The following is a 12500-nucleotide window of genomic DNA, read 5'->3' as shown; positions in this document are numbered from 1 at the left end:
GCCAAATCAGAGGGCTGGTGAGGTGAAGGTGACATGGTCATCTGTTTTCATGTATGCTTAAGTCATCTCGTTATACAGGGTGCTGTTTTCAGCAGTAAATATGGCTTCGGAGCCGGATAAGTTTTCACATAAACCCTCTCTTCTAGAACGATTAAGTCATTTTCTGTTGCGTGAGCCAGAAGATCGAGAGCAGCTTGTTGAATTGCTGCATGGCGCTTATGAAAACCACCTGATGGATGGCGATTCACTGGCCATGATCGAAGGTGTTTTGCAAGTCAGTGAAATGCAAGTGCGCGACATCATGATTCCGCGTTCGCAAATGGATGTGATTGATATCGCTCAACCGCCAGACAGCTTCCTGCCGTTTGTGATTGAAACGGCACACTCCCGCTTCCCCGTGATTGAAGACAACAAAAATGATGTGATCGGCATCCTGCTGGCCAAAGACCTGCTTCGTTACTATGCAAATGAGTCGTTTGAACTGCGCGACATGTTGCGTCCGGCCGTGTTTATCCCCGAATCCAAGCGCCTGAATGTATTGCTCAAGGAGTTTCGCAGCAACCGCAATCATATTGCCATTGTGGTGGATGAATACGGCGGTGTGGCGGGCATGGTGACCATTGAAGACGTGCTGGAGCAGATTGTTGGGGATATTGAAGACGAATATGATGACGACGAAGGCGAGGGCAATATTATCCAGCAGGCGCCGGGTAAATACCGTGTCAAAGCCTTGACTGAAATCCCTGAGTTTAATGAAGCCATTGGCACCACGTTTAGTGACGAAGAGTTTTCAACCGTGGGTGGGCTGGTGGTCAACCATTTTGGTCATTTGCCCAAGCGCGGCGAGCATATCCGCATTCAAAATCTGAGTGTGACCGTGGTGCATGCTGACAGCCGTCGTGTACATGTGTTATTGATAGAGCTATTGCCAGAAGAAGCCTATCCTATTGAGTCGGTCTAGGCCACAGCGCCGCCGCCAGCCTATGCGTAGCGGCTGCAAATGGAACCTAATGATCGTTTTGATTGCCTGAGTGTTTGAACATAAGGAGAGTGATGATGAGAGCACAAACTTGGTTGCACGGGGTGTTGGCAGTTGGATTGTTATCAGTGAGCAGTGCATTATGGGCAGGGGCGACGCCAGGGATCGCTACGACGGGAGCGATTCCAGAAGACGAGCAGGCCTTTGTGGATAAAGTCGGCAAGATGAGCCGGGCCGAATTGATTGCATTGCTGGGCGAACCTGCCCGCGCAGAAGATGTGAAACTCAAGGACAGTGGACGGGTGGTTGCCTCCATCTGGCATTATCACAACATCAACAAGGATGCGAAGGGGGCTTACTACCCAACGACCGAGCTGGATATTGTGGAAGACCAGGTTAGCGTGGTGGTGTTTTTGAATAATGATGGGTCTGACGCCAGCAGTGGTCAAACCTACGAAGTGCCTAATCCCAATCCGGCAGGCATTTAATTCTTTATTGCGGGATCAAACACAAAGGGCGCTCAGGCGCCCTTTGTTTTTTTAACCCCGATAAACCCTGATTTAATTGATTATTTTTTCAGGCTATCACGGATTTCGCGCAGTAGCACAATATCTTCGGGGGTCGGCGCAGGTGCGGCAGGGGCCGGTTCATCCGCGGTTTTCAGGCGGTTCATGAATTTCACCATCTGGAAAATAATAAATGCCAGGATAATAAAGTTGAGCACGATGGTCAGAAAGTTGCCGTAGGCCAGCACTGCACCCAGTTTTTTGGCTTCTGCCAATGCCAGGTCAGCCGATTGGCCGTTAAGGGGCACATATAAATTGCTAAAATCAAAGCCGCCAAAAATCTTGCCGACCACGGGCATGATGACATCATCTACCAGCGAGGCCACAATTTTGCCAAAGGCCCCACCAATAATGACACCGACTGCCAGGTCCATGACATTGCCTTTAAGGGCGAACTGCTTGAATTCTGAAATGACGCTCATGACTTCTCCCACCATTGTTATTAAAGATTAAGATTGTAAAGGGCACTTTTATAAATTCAAGTCGCAAAGCAAGACGAGGTGCGATTAAAAAAGGAGATGCAGTCTCTGGTTGCGAGGGCAGGATATTTTTTTATAAACAACACCATATGAAGATGTTAGTGGTTTCAAGAGGCCCCGCGTGAAACGCAGGCTCGCTAATTGAATTTATAGAAGTGCCCTAAAGCGACTATAGGCAATGAGGGATGTGCTTGTCAATGCTTGGGTTAAACGCCAGGTGATGGGCCGCTGGTGCGAGAGGCCTGTGATATATTGCCGGAATTGTGTTTTTGTTGGATGAATGATTGATGCAAGTGTGTCACAGTGTGCGCGAGTTACGCGCTTTTTTAGCCCGTCATCCGCAAGCAAAGGTGGGCTTTGTCCCGACGATGGGCAATTTGCATGCAGGACATTGCCAATTAGTGACGCAGGCCAAGCAGCTCGCGGAGATTGTGGTGGTGAGTATCTTTGTCAATCCCTTGCAGTTTGGGGTGAACGAAGATTTTGGCAACTATCCACGCACCTTGGCGGCAGACTGTGAACAGTTGGAAGCGGTAGGGGCGGACGTGGTATTTGCGCCTACCGTCACTGAAATGTACCCGGATTTTGATGGGCAGGATTTGCGGCAAGCCGTTGTGATACAACCGCCCGCACTGGCCAATGAATTATGCGGGGCCAGCCGGCCCGGGCATTTTGTCGGCGTGGCAACGGTGGTCGCCAAGCTGTTTAATATGGTGCAGCCGCAGGTGGCCGTGTTCGGCAAAAAAGATTACCAGCAATTGATGGTGATCCGCACGCTGGTGCGGCAACTCAATTTTAACGTCGAGATTGTGGCGGGCGAGACTGTGCGCGAGCCTTCTGGCCTGGCCATGAGTTCTCGCAATGGCTATCTTTCTGCCACAGAAAAAACACAGGCAGCGCAACTTTATCAGCAACTGCAGCGCATCAAGCAGGCGTTGCTGGCAGGCCAGCGGGATTATGCAAGCTTGTGTGAACAGGCGGTGGCTGGGTTAAACCAGCAAGGCTGGCAGGTCGATTATGTAGACATTCGCAGGCAAACAGACCTGACCTTGCCCGATGCGAATGACCAGGCCTGGGTGATTCTGGCGGCTGCCAAGCTTGGTGGGACGCGCCTGATTGATAATTGCGAAGTGAGTCTGTAGACCAAATGCGCCACTTCTAACCATAAATTTATTTTGCGCTAAGCCCTTGATAACTTTATAATTACGTCCTTTTCCGCGCGAGCGGGTGTTCGAGTTAAGGAACGCAATGCAAAGAACCATGTTGAAATCAAAGCTGCATCGGGTACGTGTGACGCATAGTGAGTTGCACTATGAAGGCAGCTGTGCGATTGATGAGGCCTTGCTGGAAGCGGCCAATATTCATGAGTATGAGCAAATCCAGATTTACAACATCAACAATGGTGAGCGTTTTACCACCTATGCGATTCGTGCTGAGCGCCATTCCGGCGTGATCTCTGTCAATGGCGCGGCGGCCCACAAAGCCGATCCTGACGACTTGATTATTATTGCCAGCTACTCGCAATATACAGAAGCTGAATTGGCAAATTACCATCCACAACTGGTTTATGTCGATGCGCAGAACCGCATCGTCCAACAGAAAAACCATATTCCAGCGCAAGCTGCCTGAATTTGAAACCCTCTATGCAACCAAATACTTCATTAATGTCTCTTGAAGACATGAAACTGGCCGTTGTTGACGCGCTGGAAGACATCAAAGCCTTTGATATCACGGTGATGGACGTGCGCGACATGACCGCCATGACCAGTTACATGATCGTCGCCAGCGGCAATTCCACCCGCCAATGCAAAGCCATTGCGGACAATGTGCGCGAAAAGCTTAAAGAAAAAGGCATGGATGCGCGTGGTATTGAAGGCGAAAAAGAAGGCGAATGGGTGCTGGTCGACTTGGGCGACATTGTCGTGCATGTGATGGTGCCTGCTACACGAGCCTATTACAATATCGAGCAGCTGTGGAGCGAGTCACAGTCTCGCCGCGCCGCCTCGGCCGCCTGATTCTGACGCAAGGTCATTCTTTTTATCCCGCATGAAACTCAATATCATCTCGGTCGGCCACAAAATGCCCGACTGGGTGGAGTCTGCCTGCGCGGAATACCTTAAGCGCATGCCGCGCGAACTTGAGACGCGCATCATTGAAATTAAGCCTGACAAGCGCGCTTCGGGCAAAAACAGTGAAGTGGTCCAAGAAGCTGAAGCCAAGCGCATTCTCGACGTGGTCGGTAAAGACTATCTGGTGGCACTGGATGAGCGTGGGCAGGCTGTCACCACCTTGCAACTGGCCGATAAACTCAAATCCTGGCAGGAAATGGGGCGCGATGTGGCTTTGGTCATAGGCGGTGCTGACGGTTTGCATCCGCAATTGAAAACTCAGGCGCAATGGTTATTTAGTCTATCTAAGCTCACGATGCCGCATGGCATGGTCAGAGTGATGCTGACCGAGCAACTTTATCGTGCGCATACGGTTCTAAGCAATCATCCTTACCACCGAGAATAAGAATGTCCAATGCCCTGGTCTGGCTGCGTCGCGATTTGCGCGACCATGATCATGCTGCCCTCTATCACGCACTCAAACAACATGCGCAAGTCTATCTCGCATTTGTTTTTGATACTGAAATCCTGGATGCCCTGACCGATAAAGCCGACCGCCGGGTCGAGTTTATCTGGGAAAGCGCACGTGAACTCAAGCAGGCGCTGCAAGCAAGAGGTGCGGATCTGATTGTGTTGCATGGCGCTGCCAGGGAAGAGATTCCTGCCTTGGCAACACGCCTGAAAGTCTCTGCCGTCTATGCAAATCGTGATTATGAGCCCACCGCGATTGCGCGTGATGAGGCCGTCAGACAATCCCTGGCGGCTTTAGGTCAGTCACTGTTTTTGTTTAAAGATCAGGTCTTGTTTGAACAAGACGAGATCCTGACACAGGCTGGTAAGCCTTATGGCGTCTTTACACCCTACAAGAATGCCCACCTGGCAAAACTCAGCCCTTTTTATCTGCAAGCGTATCCAACTGACAAGTATCTCGGTCAACTGGCGCTACTGCCGCCGCAAGCGATGCCCACTTTGGCATCACTTGGGTTTGAGGAGACTAATCTGAAAGCCATGCGTTTGCCGACCGGGATGGCTGGTGCGCAGCAGCTGTTTAATGACTTTCTGCAGCGGATCAGCCAGTATCACGATGCGCGCAATTTTCCTGCCATCAAGGGCGTGTCTTACCTGTCGGTACATTTGCGTTTTGGCACCATTTCAATCCGCCAATTGGCGCATGCGGCCTGGCAATTGACGCAGACCGGCAATGAAGGCGCGGCCATCTGGCTCAATGAGCTCATCTGGCGCGATTTTTATTTCCAGGTTTTGTATCATCGGCCAGACTTGCAGCAGGGCACGGCTTTTAAGGCTGAATATGAGGGGTTGGCTTTCCTCAATCACCAGCCCTGGTTTGAGGCCTGGTGCGCTGGCCAAACCGGTTTCCCGATCGTGGATGCGGCCATGCGGCAGTTGAACCAGACCGGCTATATGCATAACCGGTTACGCATGATTGTCGCCAGTTTTCTGGTCAAGGATTTGCTCATCGACTGGCGATGGGGTGAGCAATATTTCGCACAAAAGCTGATCGATTTTGACTTTGCGGCCAACAATGGTGGCTGGCAGTGGGCGGCCTCCACCGGTTGCGATGCGCAACCGTATTTCAGGATCTTCAATCCACAGTCGCAATCTGAAAAGTTTGATCCGCAAGGCAAATTTATCCGCAAATATGTACCAGAATTGGCCTCCCTGAGTGATGACCAAATTCATGCGCCATGGGCAGCGAAATATCACAAGCAAAGCTTATTTAATCAAGGCGTTGCATTGAGTTATCCTCGGCCTGTTGTAGATCACGCAATACAGCGGGAACAGGCGTTGCGCCTATACAAAAATAATGTGAAGCCCAAATGACATTTGAGGTAGAATGAAGAACATTTTAATCGGGATTGGGGCGGAGTCTGGATCAAGGCAAAACACAGCCAGTTGGTGGCTGTATCTCAGATATCTTTGTCAAACGCGCTTTAGTTTTTAAAAAGTGATTCCGTTAAGAGTAAGCATTGCTTGGTGATTAAATGCTATTGCAAGATAAAAAACATGCAGTGTTGGGGATACAAAAAATTTAATACGCCTGAACAGCTTCTGAAATAATGACGAATATGAAAAAATTAAGAGCGATAGTACTGATTGCAACACTGGCAAGTGTGTCTGGCTGTGCAACAACCAATAAAGATCCGCTTGAAGGCCTCAACCGTGGCATCTACAAATTTAATGATGTTGCGGATCGCTATGCGATGAAGCCGGTAGCAAAAGCCTACAAAGCCGTCGCCCCTTCGCCGGTACGTACTGGCATCAGCAACTTCTTCAGTAACCTGGGCACCTTGACCACGGTGGTCAATGATCTGTTGCAATTGAAGTTTGCCCAGGCATTCAGTGATGCAGGTCGCTTTGTGATCAATACCACCTTTGGGGTGGTTGGCTTGATTGATGTGGCCAGTATGGACAATATTCCCAAACACCAGGAAGATTTTGGTCAAACCCTGGGCTATTGGGGCATGGGGTCGGGTGCCTATCTGGTGCTGCCAATTTTGGGGCCAAGTACGGTGCGGGATGCCAGCGGGTTGGCGATTGATACCGTGACTTCTGACCCGATTCAATATTTGCACAATATTGGCCAGGTTCGTACTTATTATCAGGTGCGTGCGGTGCAGTTGCTGGATAAGCGTACACAATTGCTTGATGCGACTGATCTCGTCGATAATGCGTCGATTGATCCTTATGCCTTCATGCGTGATGCTTATTTGCAGCGCCGTGCCAGCTTGATTCAGGATGGCTTGGTGCCTCAGGAATTGCTGCAAGACGAGTTTGAGCCCGCTGACGAAGATGTGCCGGCCAAACCAGCGGCGTCTTCCTCTAACAATGGTGAAACCGTATTGCTGCAGTCAGTTACCTCTGTGGATCAGGCTGAGCCCGGCAATATGGCTGCGGTCGTCGTGTCTGAGAGTCAAGCCGTAGAATCAATCGCTGCACCGACATTGGATGAGGTCGACGCCTTAGCCTTTGAGGCGACTGCGCAACCTGAAGAGGTTTTGCCGCCATTACTCGAGCAAACGAGCGAAACTGGCGACGAAATGCCTGTGGTTGAAAAAGAGGCGGCAGAGGTCGTGGCTGCCATAGATGAAACGCTGATGGCATTACCGGCTGAGACTGCACCACAGTAATCCTGTCTGGAAATATAAAAAAGGCTTTGCATTTGCAAAGCCTTTTTTATTGGTGACAACTTGTTTACTGATGGTAATTGGGATGAGCGAACAAGTTTATTCGGATGAGGCGACGGTCATGCGCTCTATCAAAATAGAACCCGTCAGTTTTGAACTGTTGGGAATCACGTCATTACCAATGGCGACGATACTTTTCAGCATGTCTTTCATGTTGCTGGCGATGGTGATTTCTTCGACCGGGTGCACAATGACGCCGTTCTCAACCCAATAGCCAGACGCACCGCGTGAGTAGTCGCCAGTCACCATATTCAGGCCATGCCCCAGTAACTCCGTCACCAGCAGCCCCGTGCCCAGTGTTTGCAGCAGCTGTTCAAAGGACTGACCAGTGGATCGGACCAGAATATTGTGTGCGCCACCGGCATTGCCTGTGGTTTTGAGTCCCAGCTTGCGGGCGGAGTAGCTGCCCAATAAATAGCCTTGCAGGACGCCATTCTCGACCAGTGTTCTGGTTTGGCAAGCGACGCCTTCACTATCAAAGGCACTACTGGCCGCCCCTTTGAGCAGAAATGGATGATCTTCAATCTGTAACAGCGGGCTGGCGATGGTTTGGCCCAGGCTATCAAGCAGGAAAGAGGATTTTCGATACAGGTTGCCACCAGAAATGGCACTCATGAGGGTACCAATCAGGCCACTGGCCAGCGGTGCTTCAAACAGTACCGGGTATTGCCCGGTTTTGATCGGGCGCGCACCCAGTCGCCTGGCGGTACGTTCACCAGCGATCTGGCCCACCTGTTCAGGGCTGGCCAGGTCTAGTGCATCGCGGGCACTGCTATACCAGTAGTCGCGTTGCATTAGGCCATCGGCCTCGGCAATCACCGAGCAACTGATACTATGACGTGAACTGGCATAGCCCCCGATAAACCCGTGACTGTTGGCATAGGCGAAGGCGCCGCTTTGCGTATAGACACTGGCTCCCTCGCTGTTACTGATTCTGTGATCTACTGCCAGTGCCGCGCTTTCGCAACGTTTGGCCAGCGCCAGCGCTGCATCGACATCGACTTGCCAGGGATGATGCAGAGACAGGTCAGGAAACGAGGTTGCCATCAAGTCAGCGTCAGCCAGGCCACAGAAGGGGTCCTGCGCCGTATACTTGGCGATATTGCAGGCCGCTTCAACCGTATCACGCAAGGCTTGCGGACTCAGGTCTGAGGTGCTGGCATAGCCTTTTTGCTGACCAAAGTAGACCGTGACCGAGCAGCCCTTATCGCGGTTATACTCAATATTTTCAGTCTCACCCTGGCGCGCAGACACACTCTGACCCATGCCAAAACTGACTTCGGTTTCGGCGCTGCTGGCACCGGCTGTTTGCGTCAAACGAATAATGTCTTGGGCGATTTGTTGTAGTTGTTCTGCTTGCATGCTGGCTTGCTTGTTTTTAGCTTGGCGATTAAAGCTGTTATCATACCGTGATTTGGCAGAGATTGCTTTTAACATGACATCTGAAACCTTTGATGATTCCCAACCCAGTAAAACCCGCCTCAAGGCTGAGGCGGATGCCGCGCAGGACATTGGCCGACAACTGGTGGCGCTCCCCAAGGATAAACTGAAAAAACTGGCGCTGGAAGAATCCCTGATGGATGCGATTGCCGAAGCCAAGCGCATTACCTCGAATGGTGCCATCCGTCGTCAAATGCAATATATCGGGCGCCTGATGCGTGAAACAGATTTGGCCCCGATTGTTGAGCAGTTGCAAAAGTGGGAAGGCAAGCATCAGGAAGAAAATGCCCGCTTTCACCAAATGGAACGGTGGCGGTCACGCTTGCTCGAAGACAGCAAGGCAATCGAATTATTTATTGCTGAATATCCGCAGACCCCTGTGCAGCAAATGCGTACCTTGATCCGCAATGCGAATAAGGAGCATGCTGCCGGCAAGCCGCCTAAAAGCAGCCGCGAATTATTTAAAATAATCCGCGAATTGATGGAAGGTGTGGCGGTAGAGGATGACTTGCAGGCGATAGCGGGTACTGAGGAAGACGAGTTGGATGAAGATTGAACGTGATTGGCGGTCGCCAACACAGCTTGATCATGCTGACATAAGCAGCTTTTGAAAAGGGGGACAAGTATGCACACCACACCAATAGATATCGAACTCGACCTGATGGGCCTGGACAGTCCGTTGCCCATGCTGAAAACCATCGAAAAACTGGAGCAGTTGTTGCCCGGTCAGGTGTTGTCCGTGAAAACGACCTCTGCGGGCAGCGAACAGAATATCCGCAACGTGATTAATCATCACCCGGTCAAGTTGTTGTCTGTGCACAAAGAAGGCGGTGTCTTTCACTTTTTGATCCAGAAAGAAACCACTCTGGCGGCTGACTAGTCAATGAGCGGGTATGGCATTGGGCTCCGGGCTTCGGCTGACCCGCTCCAACACACGGCGCGCGCCGTGTGTTTAATGATCTGTATTGGTTTTCTTAGGGGGTAACAAGAACTTGCCTGGCTGGCGATACAGTGCACTTAACAATTCCAGCCAAAAAGCCTTCCAGTGGCGATAGCGCACTTTTCGTGACTTCATTGCAACGTAGATTGCCAGGCCGAAACTGGTAATGAGGTTGATGGTGCCGACCAGGGCAATGCCCAAAATGGTGGTGCCCACAATGTATTGGCTGACCTGAAAATCAAGCGCCGGGAACGAGTAACCGGCAAAAGCCGCAACAAAGGTCACGTGACGGATATCGAGCGGCAATCCCAGCATGACCCCCAGCCCTGAGGCAAATCCCAACAGGCAACCAAAGTAAAAATTCCCCGCCAGTGCGCCCAGGTTATGACGAATATAGTCGGTAATGCGCCCCAGACGTTCTTTGCCCAGCAAGGACTGCAACCAGCCCAAATGTTGCAGGCGTTCTGGAATCCGGTTGTAGGCGGCCAGGTTGTCGTGGTAGCCGGCAATCAGGCCTGACAAAAACAAACATACCCCGGCGACTGCCGCATAAAGTGCGGTCAGGCTGATCAGCGGGTTGTTGTTGTCCAGCAGGCTATGTGCTTTTTCGCTGCCAATAAAGTGATGGCCAGTGCTTTGCATAAACAGCCAGTCAATAAGTATGGCCACCGGAATCACCACCACCACGTTGCCTAAAATCGCAATCGTCTGGCTGCTCGTAGTTTGTGCCACGATATTGATCAGATTGTGGATGTTTTTGCTGTCGTGGCCATGGTCATCTATGGTTGAAGCAATGGTTGCAGCGGTCATCGCCGGCTGCTTGGTGGCCACCGTGAAGTGCAACAGGTGAATGATGACAAAGCCCAGGCCATAATTGAGGCTAAACAAAATGGCCTCGGTCAGCGGTGGCAGGTGATAGCTGGCAATCATGATTTTAAACATCGCCATAAAGGCAATGATGAGGCCCGCGCCCATGGCTGAGCCCATGAGCTTGAAATATTCACCGCGATGTTGCGCAATGTAATGCTCGCCGGTATGGCTGGCATTTTCAGTGACGCGCAAGGCCAGCAATTCCGTATTTTGGCGCCAGTAATCCGACAGGTTATTTTTCTTGCATTCGGCATCCACCAGCTGTTTCAGCAAGCTGGTGATTGACTGGCTCACATCATGCTTGAGAATGAGCCCATGCAGAATGTCTACCACCAGTTGCATGCGCTGAATCTGTTGCAAAATTCTTTGCATCAGCGCCGTCAGCGAGATGCTGGTCCCGGTTTTGGCATTCGCCTTGCGGATTTCATAGGTCAGTTGCTCGCAACGCTTGAGCACACTGTAGAGATGTTGCACATCTTCAGCCTGGATGCTGCCCAGCGCCAAAAACTTTTGAATTTCAATATTTTGCGTGATAAAGGGCGAGCTGTTTGATTCGAGATCTTCATGCTGCAAAATCAGCTCGGGATCCAAGCCAGATGCCGAGAGCCTGAAAGACAGCACTTGCAGGGCATCCTTGAGCTCCTGGATGCAGTTTTGCTGCAATTGCCAGTCGCCTCGGCTGATGTCCAATGTCTGCATAAAGTCTCGCCAGACCTGGTCGGGCATGCCGGTGACCCAGTCAGCATCATCGTTTTGATGAAAAATCTGGCCAAACACATCCTTGAGATATTTAGGGTCGGGTACGTCTGGCAGGATTTTATGCGAAAGCCGACGATAAATTTCGGTAAAAAAACCGAGGTCTGATTGAATGCCGTGGTCTGAATACAGCGATATCACGCTCTTTTCGTTGAGCAGTCTCAGCACGCTGTTGCGCAATAACAAGGCAAACTGTGGATGCTGTTGCAGCAGGAAGCACAAGGCCTGCAAGGCATTGCTCGCACTTTCAATATCCGAAGAGTCCTTAGGACGGATATTGTCGAACAACGCTCGAATAAACTGAATATCGTCAATATCACCGGCCGCTTCGCGGGCGGCCTGGTGGTCAAAAATCGGTTGAAACATGTAAAGCGCTTTCTTGGATGCTTGATTTGGCAAGGATAACACGCCAAACGTTTAGAGCTGCGCCTCTAGCGAGAGGGATTCACTTTGACGTTCCATCTCTAACTTAACCGCTTTGCCGCGGTATTTGCGCACGAGGGTGGAGAGCGTGGCTGCATCTTCTACTTTTTCCTGGTTGATGCTGAGTAGCTGATCGCCACGTTGCAGGCCTGCTTTTTCGGCAGACGAGCCATGAATCACGGCAATCACGCGCACGCCGGGGGTAGGCATGCGTTCACTCTCACCACCAGATTGTTTTTGCACCAGTTTGATCACATGGATGCCTAGTAAAGGAGGCGGCAGTTTTGCCCAGAAACTTGCGTAATAACGATATTTGCCCGGGCTGGCAGCCATGTCTTTTTCAGTCAGCGACTGACCTTTTTTCACGGCTTCCTTGATCATCTCCATCTTGGAGGCTGGCGAAGTGTTGCCCGCTTTTTTCACATAGACCAGAATGCTGTCGGCTTGGAGGCTACGGCCATGGTCTAGTGCCAGTTCTGGCGGGACTTCCCCCGCTTCAAAACTGCTAAAGCCCATCAAGTCATAGCCATCTTCGAGCATTCTGATGTTGTCGTCATCCCGGCGCACGCCACTGAGCAACTGCGGCTCAGGATTGGCTTGCAAGGAGTGCAGGTTCCCCTGGTTTTGTGCCTGGTAATGTGTGACGTAGGGGTTTTCTTCGGCAGAGACGCGTTGACTCGTGAGCATACAGGCAAGGGCCAAACACATGGACAACCACATGAGCCCGCCTAGG

The 12500-nt window shown here is 51.2% G+C and carries 14 protein-coding genes; 10 read left to right on the top strand and 4 right to left on the bottom strand.

Annotated features, from left to right (window positions below; all coding sequences use genetic code 11):
• The first annotated feature begins 100 nt into the window (after positions 1–100).
• Together Q9292_RS07590 and Q9292_RS07585 are read left to right on the top strand one after the other, a co-directional pair.
• Positions 101–961: an HlyC/CorC family transporter gene (locus tag Q9292_RS07590; RefSeq protein WP_313986497.1), complete on the top strand. Its 861-nt coding sequence runs from the start codon at positions 101–103 to the stop codon at positions 959–961.
• A gap of 92 nt (positions 962–1053) precedes the next feature.
• Positions 1054–1467: a hypothetical protein gene (locus tag Q9292_RS07585; protein WP_313986496.1), complete on the top strand. Its 414-nt coding sequence runs from the start codon at positions 1054–1056 to the stop codon at positions 1465–1467.
• 80 nt (positions 1468–1547) lie between these two features.
• Here the strand turns inward: Q9292_RS07585 and mscL are convergent, their stop codons facing one another.
• Positions 1548–1967, bottom strand: a complete 420-nt coding sequence (mscL, locus tag Q9292_RS07580) for a large conductance mechanosensitive channel protein MscL (RefSeq protein ID WP_194748283.1) — start codon at positions 1965–1967, stop codon at positions 1548–1550.
• 344 nt (positions 1968–2311) lie between these two features.
• Here mscL and panC point away from each other — a divergent pair, with 344 nt between their 5' ends.
• From panC to Q9292_RS07550, 6 genes are all read left to right on the top strand, one after another.
• The gene (panC, locus tag Q9292_RS07575; RefSeq protein ID WP_313986493.1) at positions 2312–3166 is read left to right on the top strand and encodes a pantoate--beta-alanine ligase; all 855 of its coding nucleotides are present in this window, start codon (positions 2312–2314) and stop codon (positions 3164–3166) included.
• Between the two features lie 106 nt (positions 3167–3272).
• Complete coding sequence (gene panD / locus Q9292_RS07570) at positions 3273–3653, top strand: aspartate 1-decarboxylase (protein ID WP_194748281.1); 381 nt, start codon at positions 3273–3275, stop codon at positions 3651–3653.
• Between the two features lie 14 nt (positions 3654–3667).
• Positions 3668–4039, top strand: a complete 372-nt coding sequence (gene rsfS, locus Q9292_RS07565) for a ribosome silencing factor (protein ID WP_275355952.1) — start codon at positions 3668–3670, stop codon at positions 4037–4039.
• Between the two features lie 31 nt (positions 4040–4070).
• On the top strand, positions 4071–4538 hold the full coding sequence (gene rlmH, locus Q9292_RS07560; RefSeq protein ID WP_313986490.1) for a 23S rRNA (pseudouridine(1915)-N(3))-methyltransferase RlmH: 468 nt from the start codon (positions 4071–4073) through the stop codon (positions 4536–4538).
• A 2-nt stretch (positions 4539–4540) separates the two neighbouring features.
• Complete coding sequence (locus Q9292_RS07555) at positions 4541–5974, top strand: deoxyribodipyrimidine photo-lyase (protein WP_313986489.1); 1434 nt, start codon at positions 4541–4543, stop codon at positions 5972–5974.
• A 245-nt stretch (positions 5975–6219) separates the two neighbouring features.
• Positions 6220–7281 carry an MlaA family lipoprotein gene (locus Q9292_RS07550; RefSeq protein ID WP_409934483.1) on the top strand — a complete coding sequence of 354 codons (1062 nt, stop codon included), beginning with the start codon at positions 6220–6222 and terminating at the stop codon, positions 7279–7281.
• A gap of 96 nt (positions 7282–7377) precedes the next feature.
• On the opposite strand, the gene pmbA is transcribed toward Q9292_RS07550, so the two are convergent.
• Positions 7378–8700: a metalloprotease PmbA gene (pmbA, locus tag Q9292_RS07545; RefSeq protein ID WP_313986962.1), complete on the bottom strand. Its 1323-nt coding sequence runs from the start codon at positions 8698–8700 to the stop codon at positions 7378–7380.
• A gap of 73 nt (positions 8701–8773) precedes the next feature.
• Here pmbA and yjgA point away from each other — a divergent pair, with 73 nt between their 5' ends.
• Complete coding sequence (gene yjgA / locus Q9292_RS07540; RefSeq protein WP_275355949.1) at positions 8774–9334, top strand: ribosome biogenesis factor YjgA; 561 nt, start codon at positions 8774–8776, stop codon at positions 9332–9334.
• A 69-nt stretch (positions 9335–9403) separates the two neighbouring features.
• Positions 9404–9658 (top strand): sulfurtransferase TusA family protein, encoded by a 255-nt coding sequence (locus Q9292_RS07535; RefSeq protein WP_313986486.1) that lies wholly within the window; start codon positions 9404–9406, stop codon positions 9656–9658.
• 72 nt (positions 9659–9730) lie between these two features.
• Here the strand turns inward: Q9292_RS07535 and Q9292_RS07530 are convergent, their stop codons facing one another.
• Complete coding sequence (locus Q9292_RS07530; protein WP_313986484.1) at positions 9731–11710, bottom strand: site-specific recombinase; 1980 nt, start codon at positions 11708–11710, stop codon at positions 9731–9733.
• Positions 11711–11761: 51 nt separating this feature from the next.
• The gene (locus Q9292_RS07525; protein WP_409934482.1) at positions 11762–12487 is read right to left on the bottom strand and encodes a PDZ domain-containing protein; all 726 of its coding nucleotides are present in this window, start codon (positions 12485–12487) and stop codon (positions 11762–11764) included.
• Positions 12488–12500: the final 13 nt, after the last annotated feature.

This window comes from Methylophilus sp. VKM B-3414, from assembly GCF_032248435.1.
Taxonomy (GTDB): Bacteria; Pseudomonadota; Gammaproteobacteria; order Burkholderiales; family Methylophilaceae; genus Methylophilus; species Methylophilus glucosoxydans.
The sequence above is the reverse complement of the archived record's forward strand: the minus strand, read 5'-3'. Positions and strand labels throughout refer to the sequence as shown.

Excerpts from the sequence above, each read along its gene's own strand:
- Q9292_RS07590 (WP_313986497.1), top strand. The coding sequence starts at position 101 with ATGGCTTCGGAGCCGGATAAGTTTTCACATAAACCCTCTCTTCTAGAA.
- Q9292_RS07585 (WP_313986496.1), top strand. The coding sequence starts at position 1,054 with ATGATGAGAGCACAAACTTGGTTGCACGGGGTGTTGGCAGTTGGATTG.
- mscL (WP_194748283.1), bottom strand. The coding sequence starts at position 1,967 with ATGAGCGTCATTTCAGAATTCAAGCAGTTCGCCCTTAAAGGCAATGTC.
- panC (WP_313986493.1), top strand. The coding sequence starts at position 2,312 with ATGCAAGTGTGTCACAGTGTGCGCGAGTTACGCGCTTTTTTAGCCCGT.
- panD (WP_194748281.1), top strand. The coding sequence starts at position 3,273 with ATGCAAAGAACCATGTTGAAATCAAAGCTGCATCGGGTACGTGTGACG.
- rsfS (WP_275355952.1), top strand. The coding sequence starts at position 3,668 with ATGCAACCAAATACTTCATTAATGTCTCTTGAAGACATGAAACTGGCC.
- rlmH (WP_313986490.1), top strand. The coding sequence starts at position 4,071 with ATGAAACTCAATATCATCTCGGTCGGCCACAAAATGCCCGACTGGGTG.
- Q9292_RS07555 (WP_313986489.1), top strand. The coding sequence starts at position 4,541 with ATGTCCAATGCCCTGGTCTGGCTGCGTCGCGATTTGCGCGACCATGAT.
- Q9292_RS07550 (WP_409934483.1), top strand. The coding sequence starts at position 6,220 with ATGAAAAAATTAAGAGCGATAGTACTGATTGCAACACTGGCAAGTGTG.
- pmbA (WP_313986962.1), bottom strand. The coding sequence starts at position 8,700 with ATGCAAGCAGAACAACTACAACAAATCGCCCAAGACATTATTCGTTTG.
- yjgA (WP_275355949.1), top strand. The coding sequence starts at position 8,774 with ATGACATCTGAAACCTTTGATGATTCCCAACCCAGTAAAACCCGCCTC.
- Q9292_RS07535 (WP_313986486.1), top strand. The coding sequence starts at position 9,404 with ATGCACACCACACCAATAGATATCGAACTCGACCTGATGGGCCTGGAC.
- Q9292_RS07530 (WP_313986484.1), bottom strand. The coding sequence starts at position 11,710 with ATGTTTCAACCGATTTTTGACCACCAGGCCGCCCGCGAAGCGGCCGGT.
- Q9292_RS07525 (WP_409934482.1), bottom strand. The coding sequence starts at position 12,487 with ATGTGGTTGTCCATGTGTTTGGCCCTTGCCTGTATGCTCACGAGTCAA.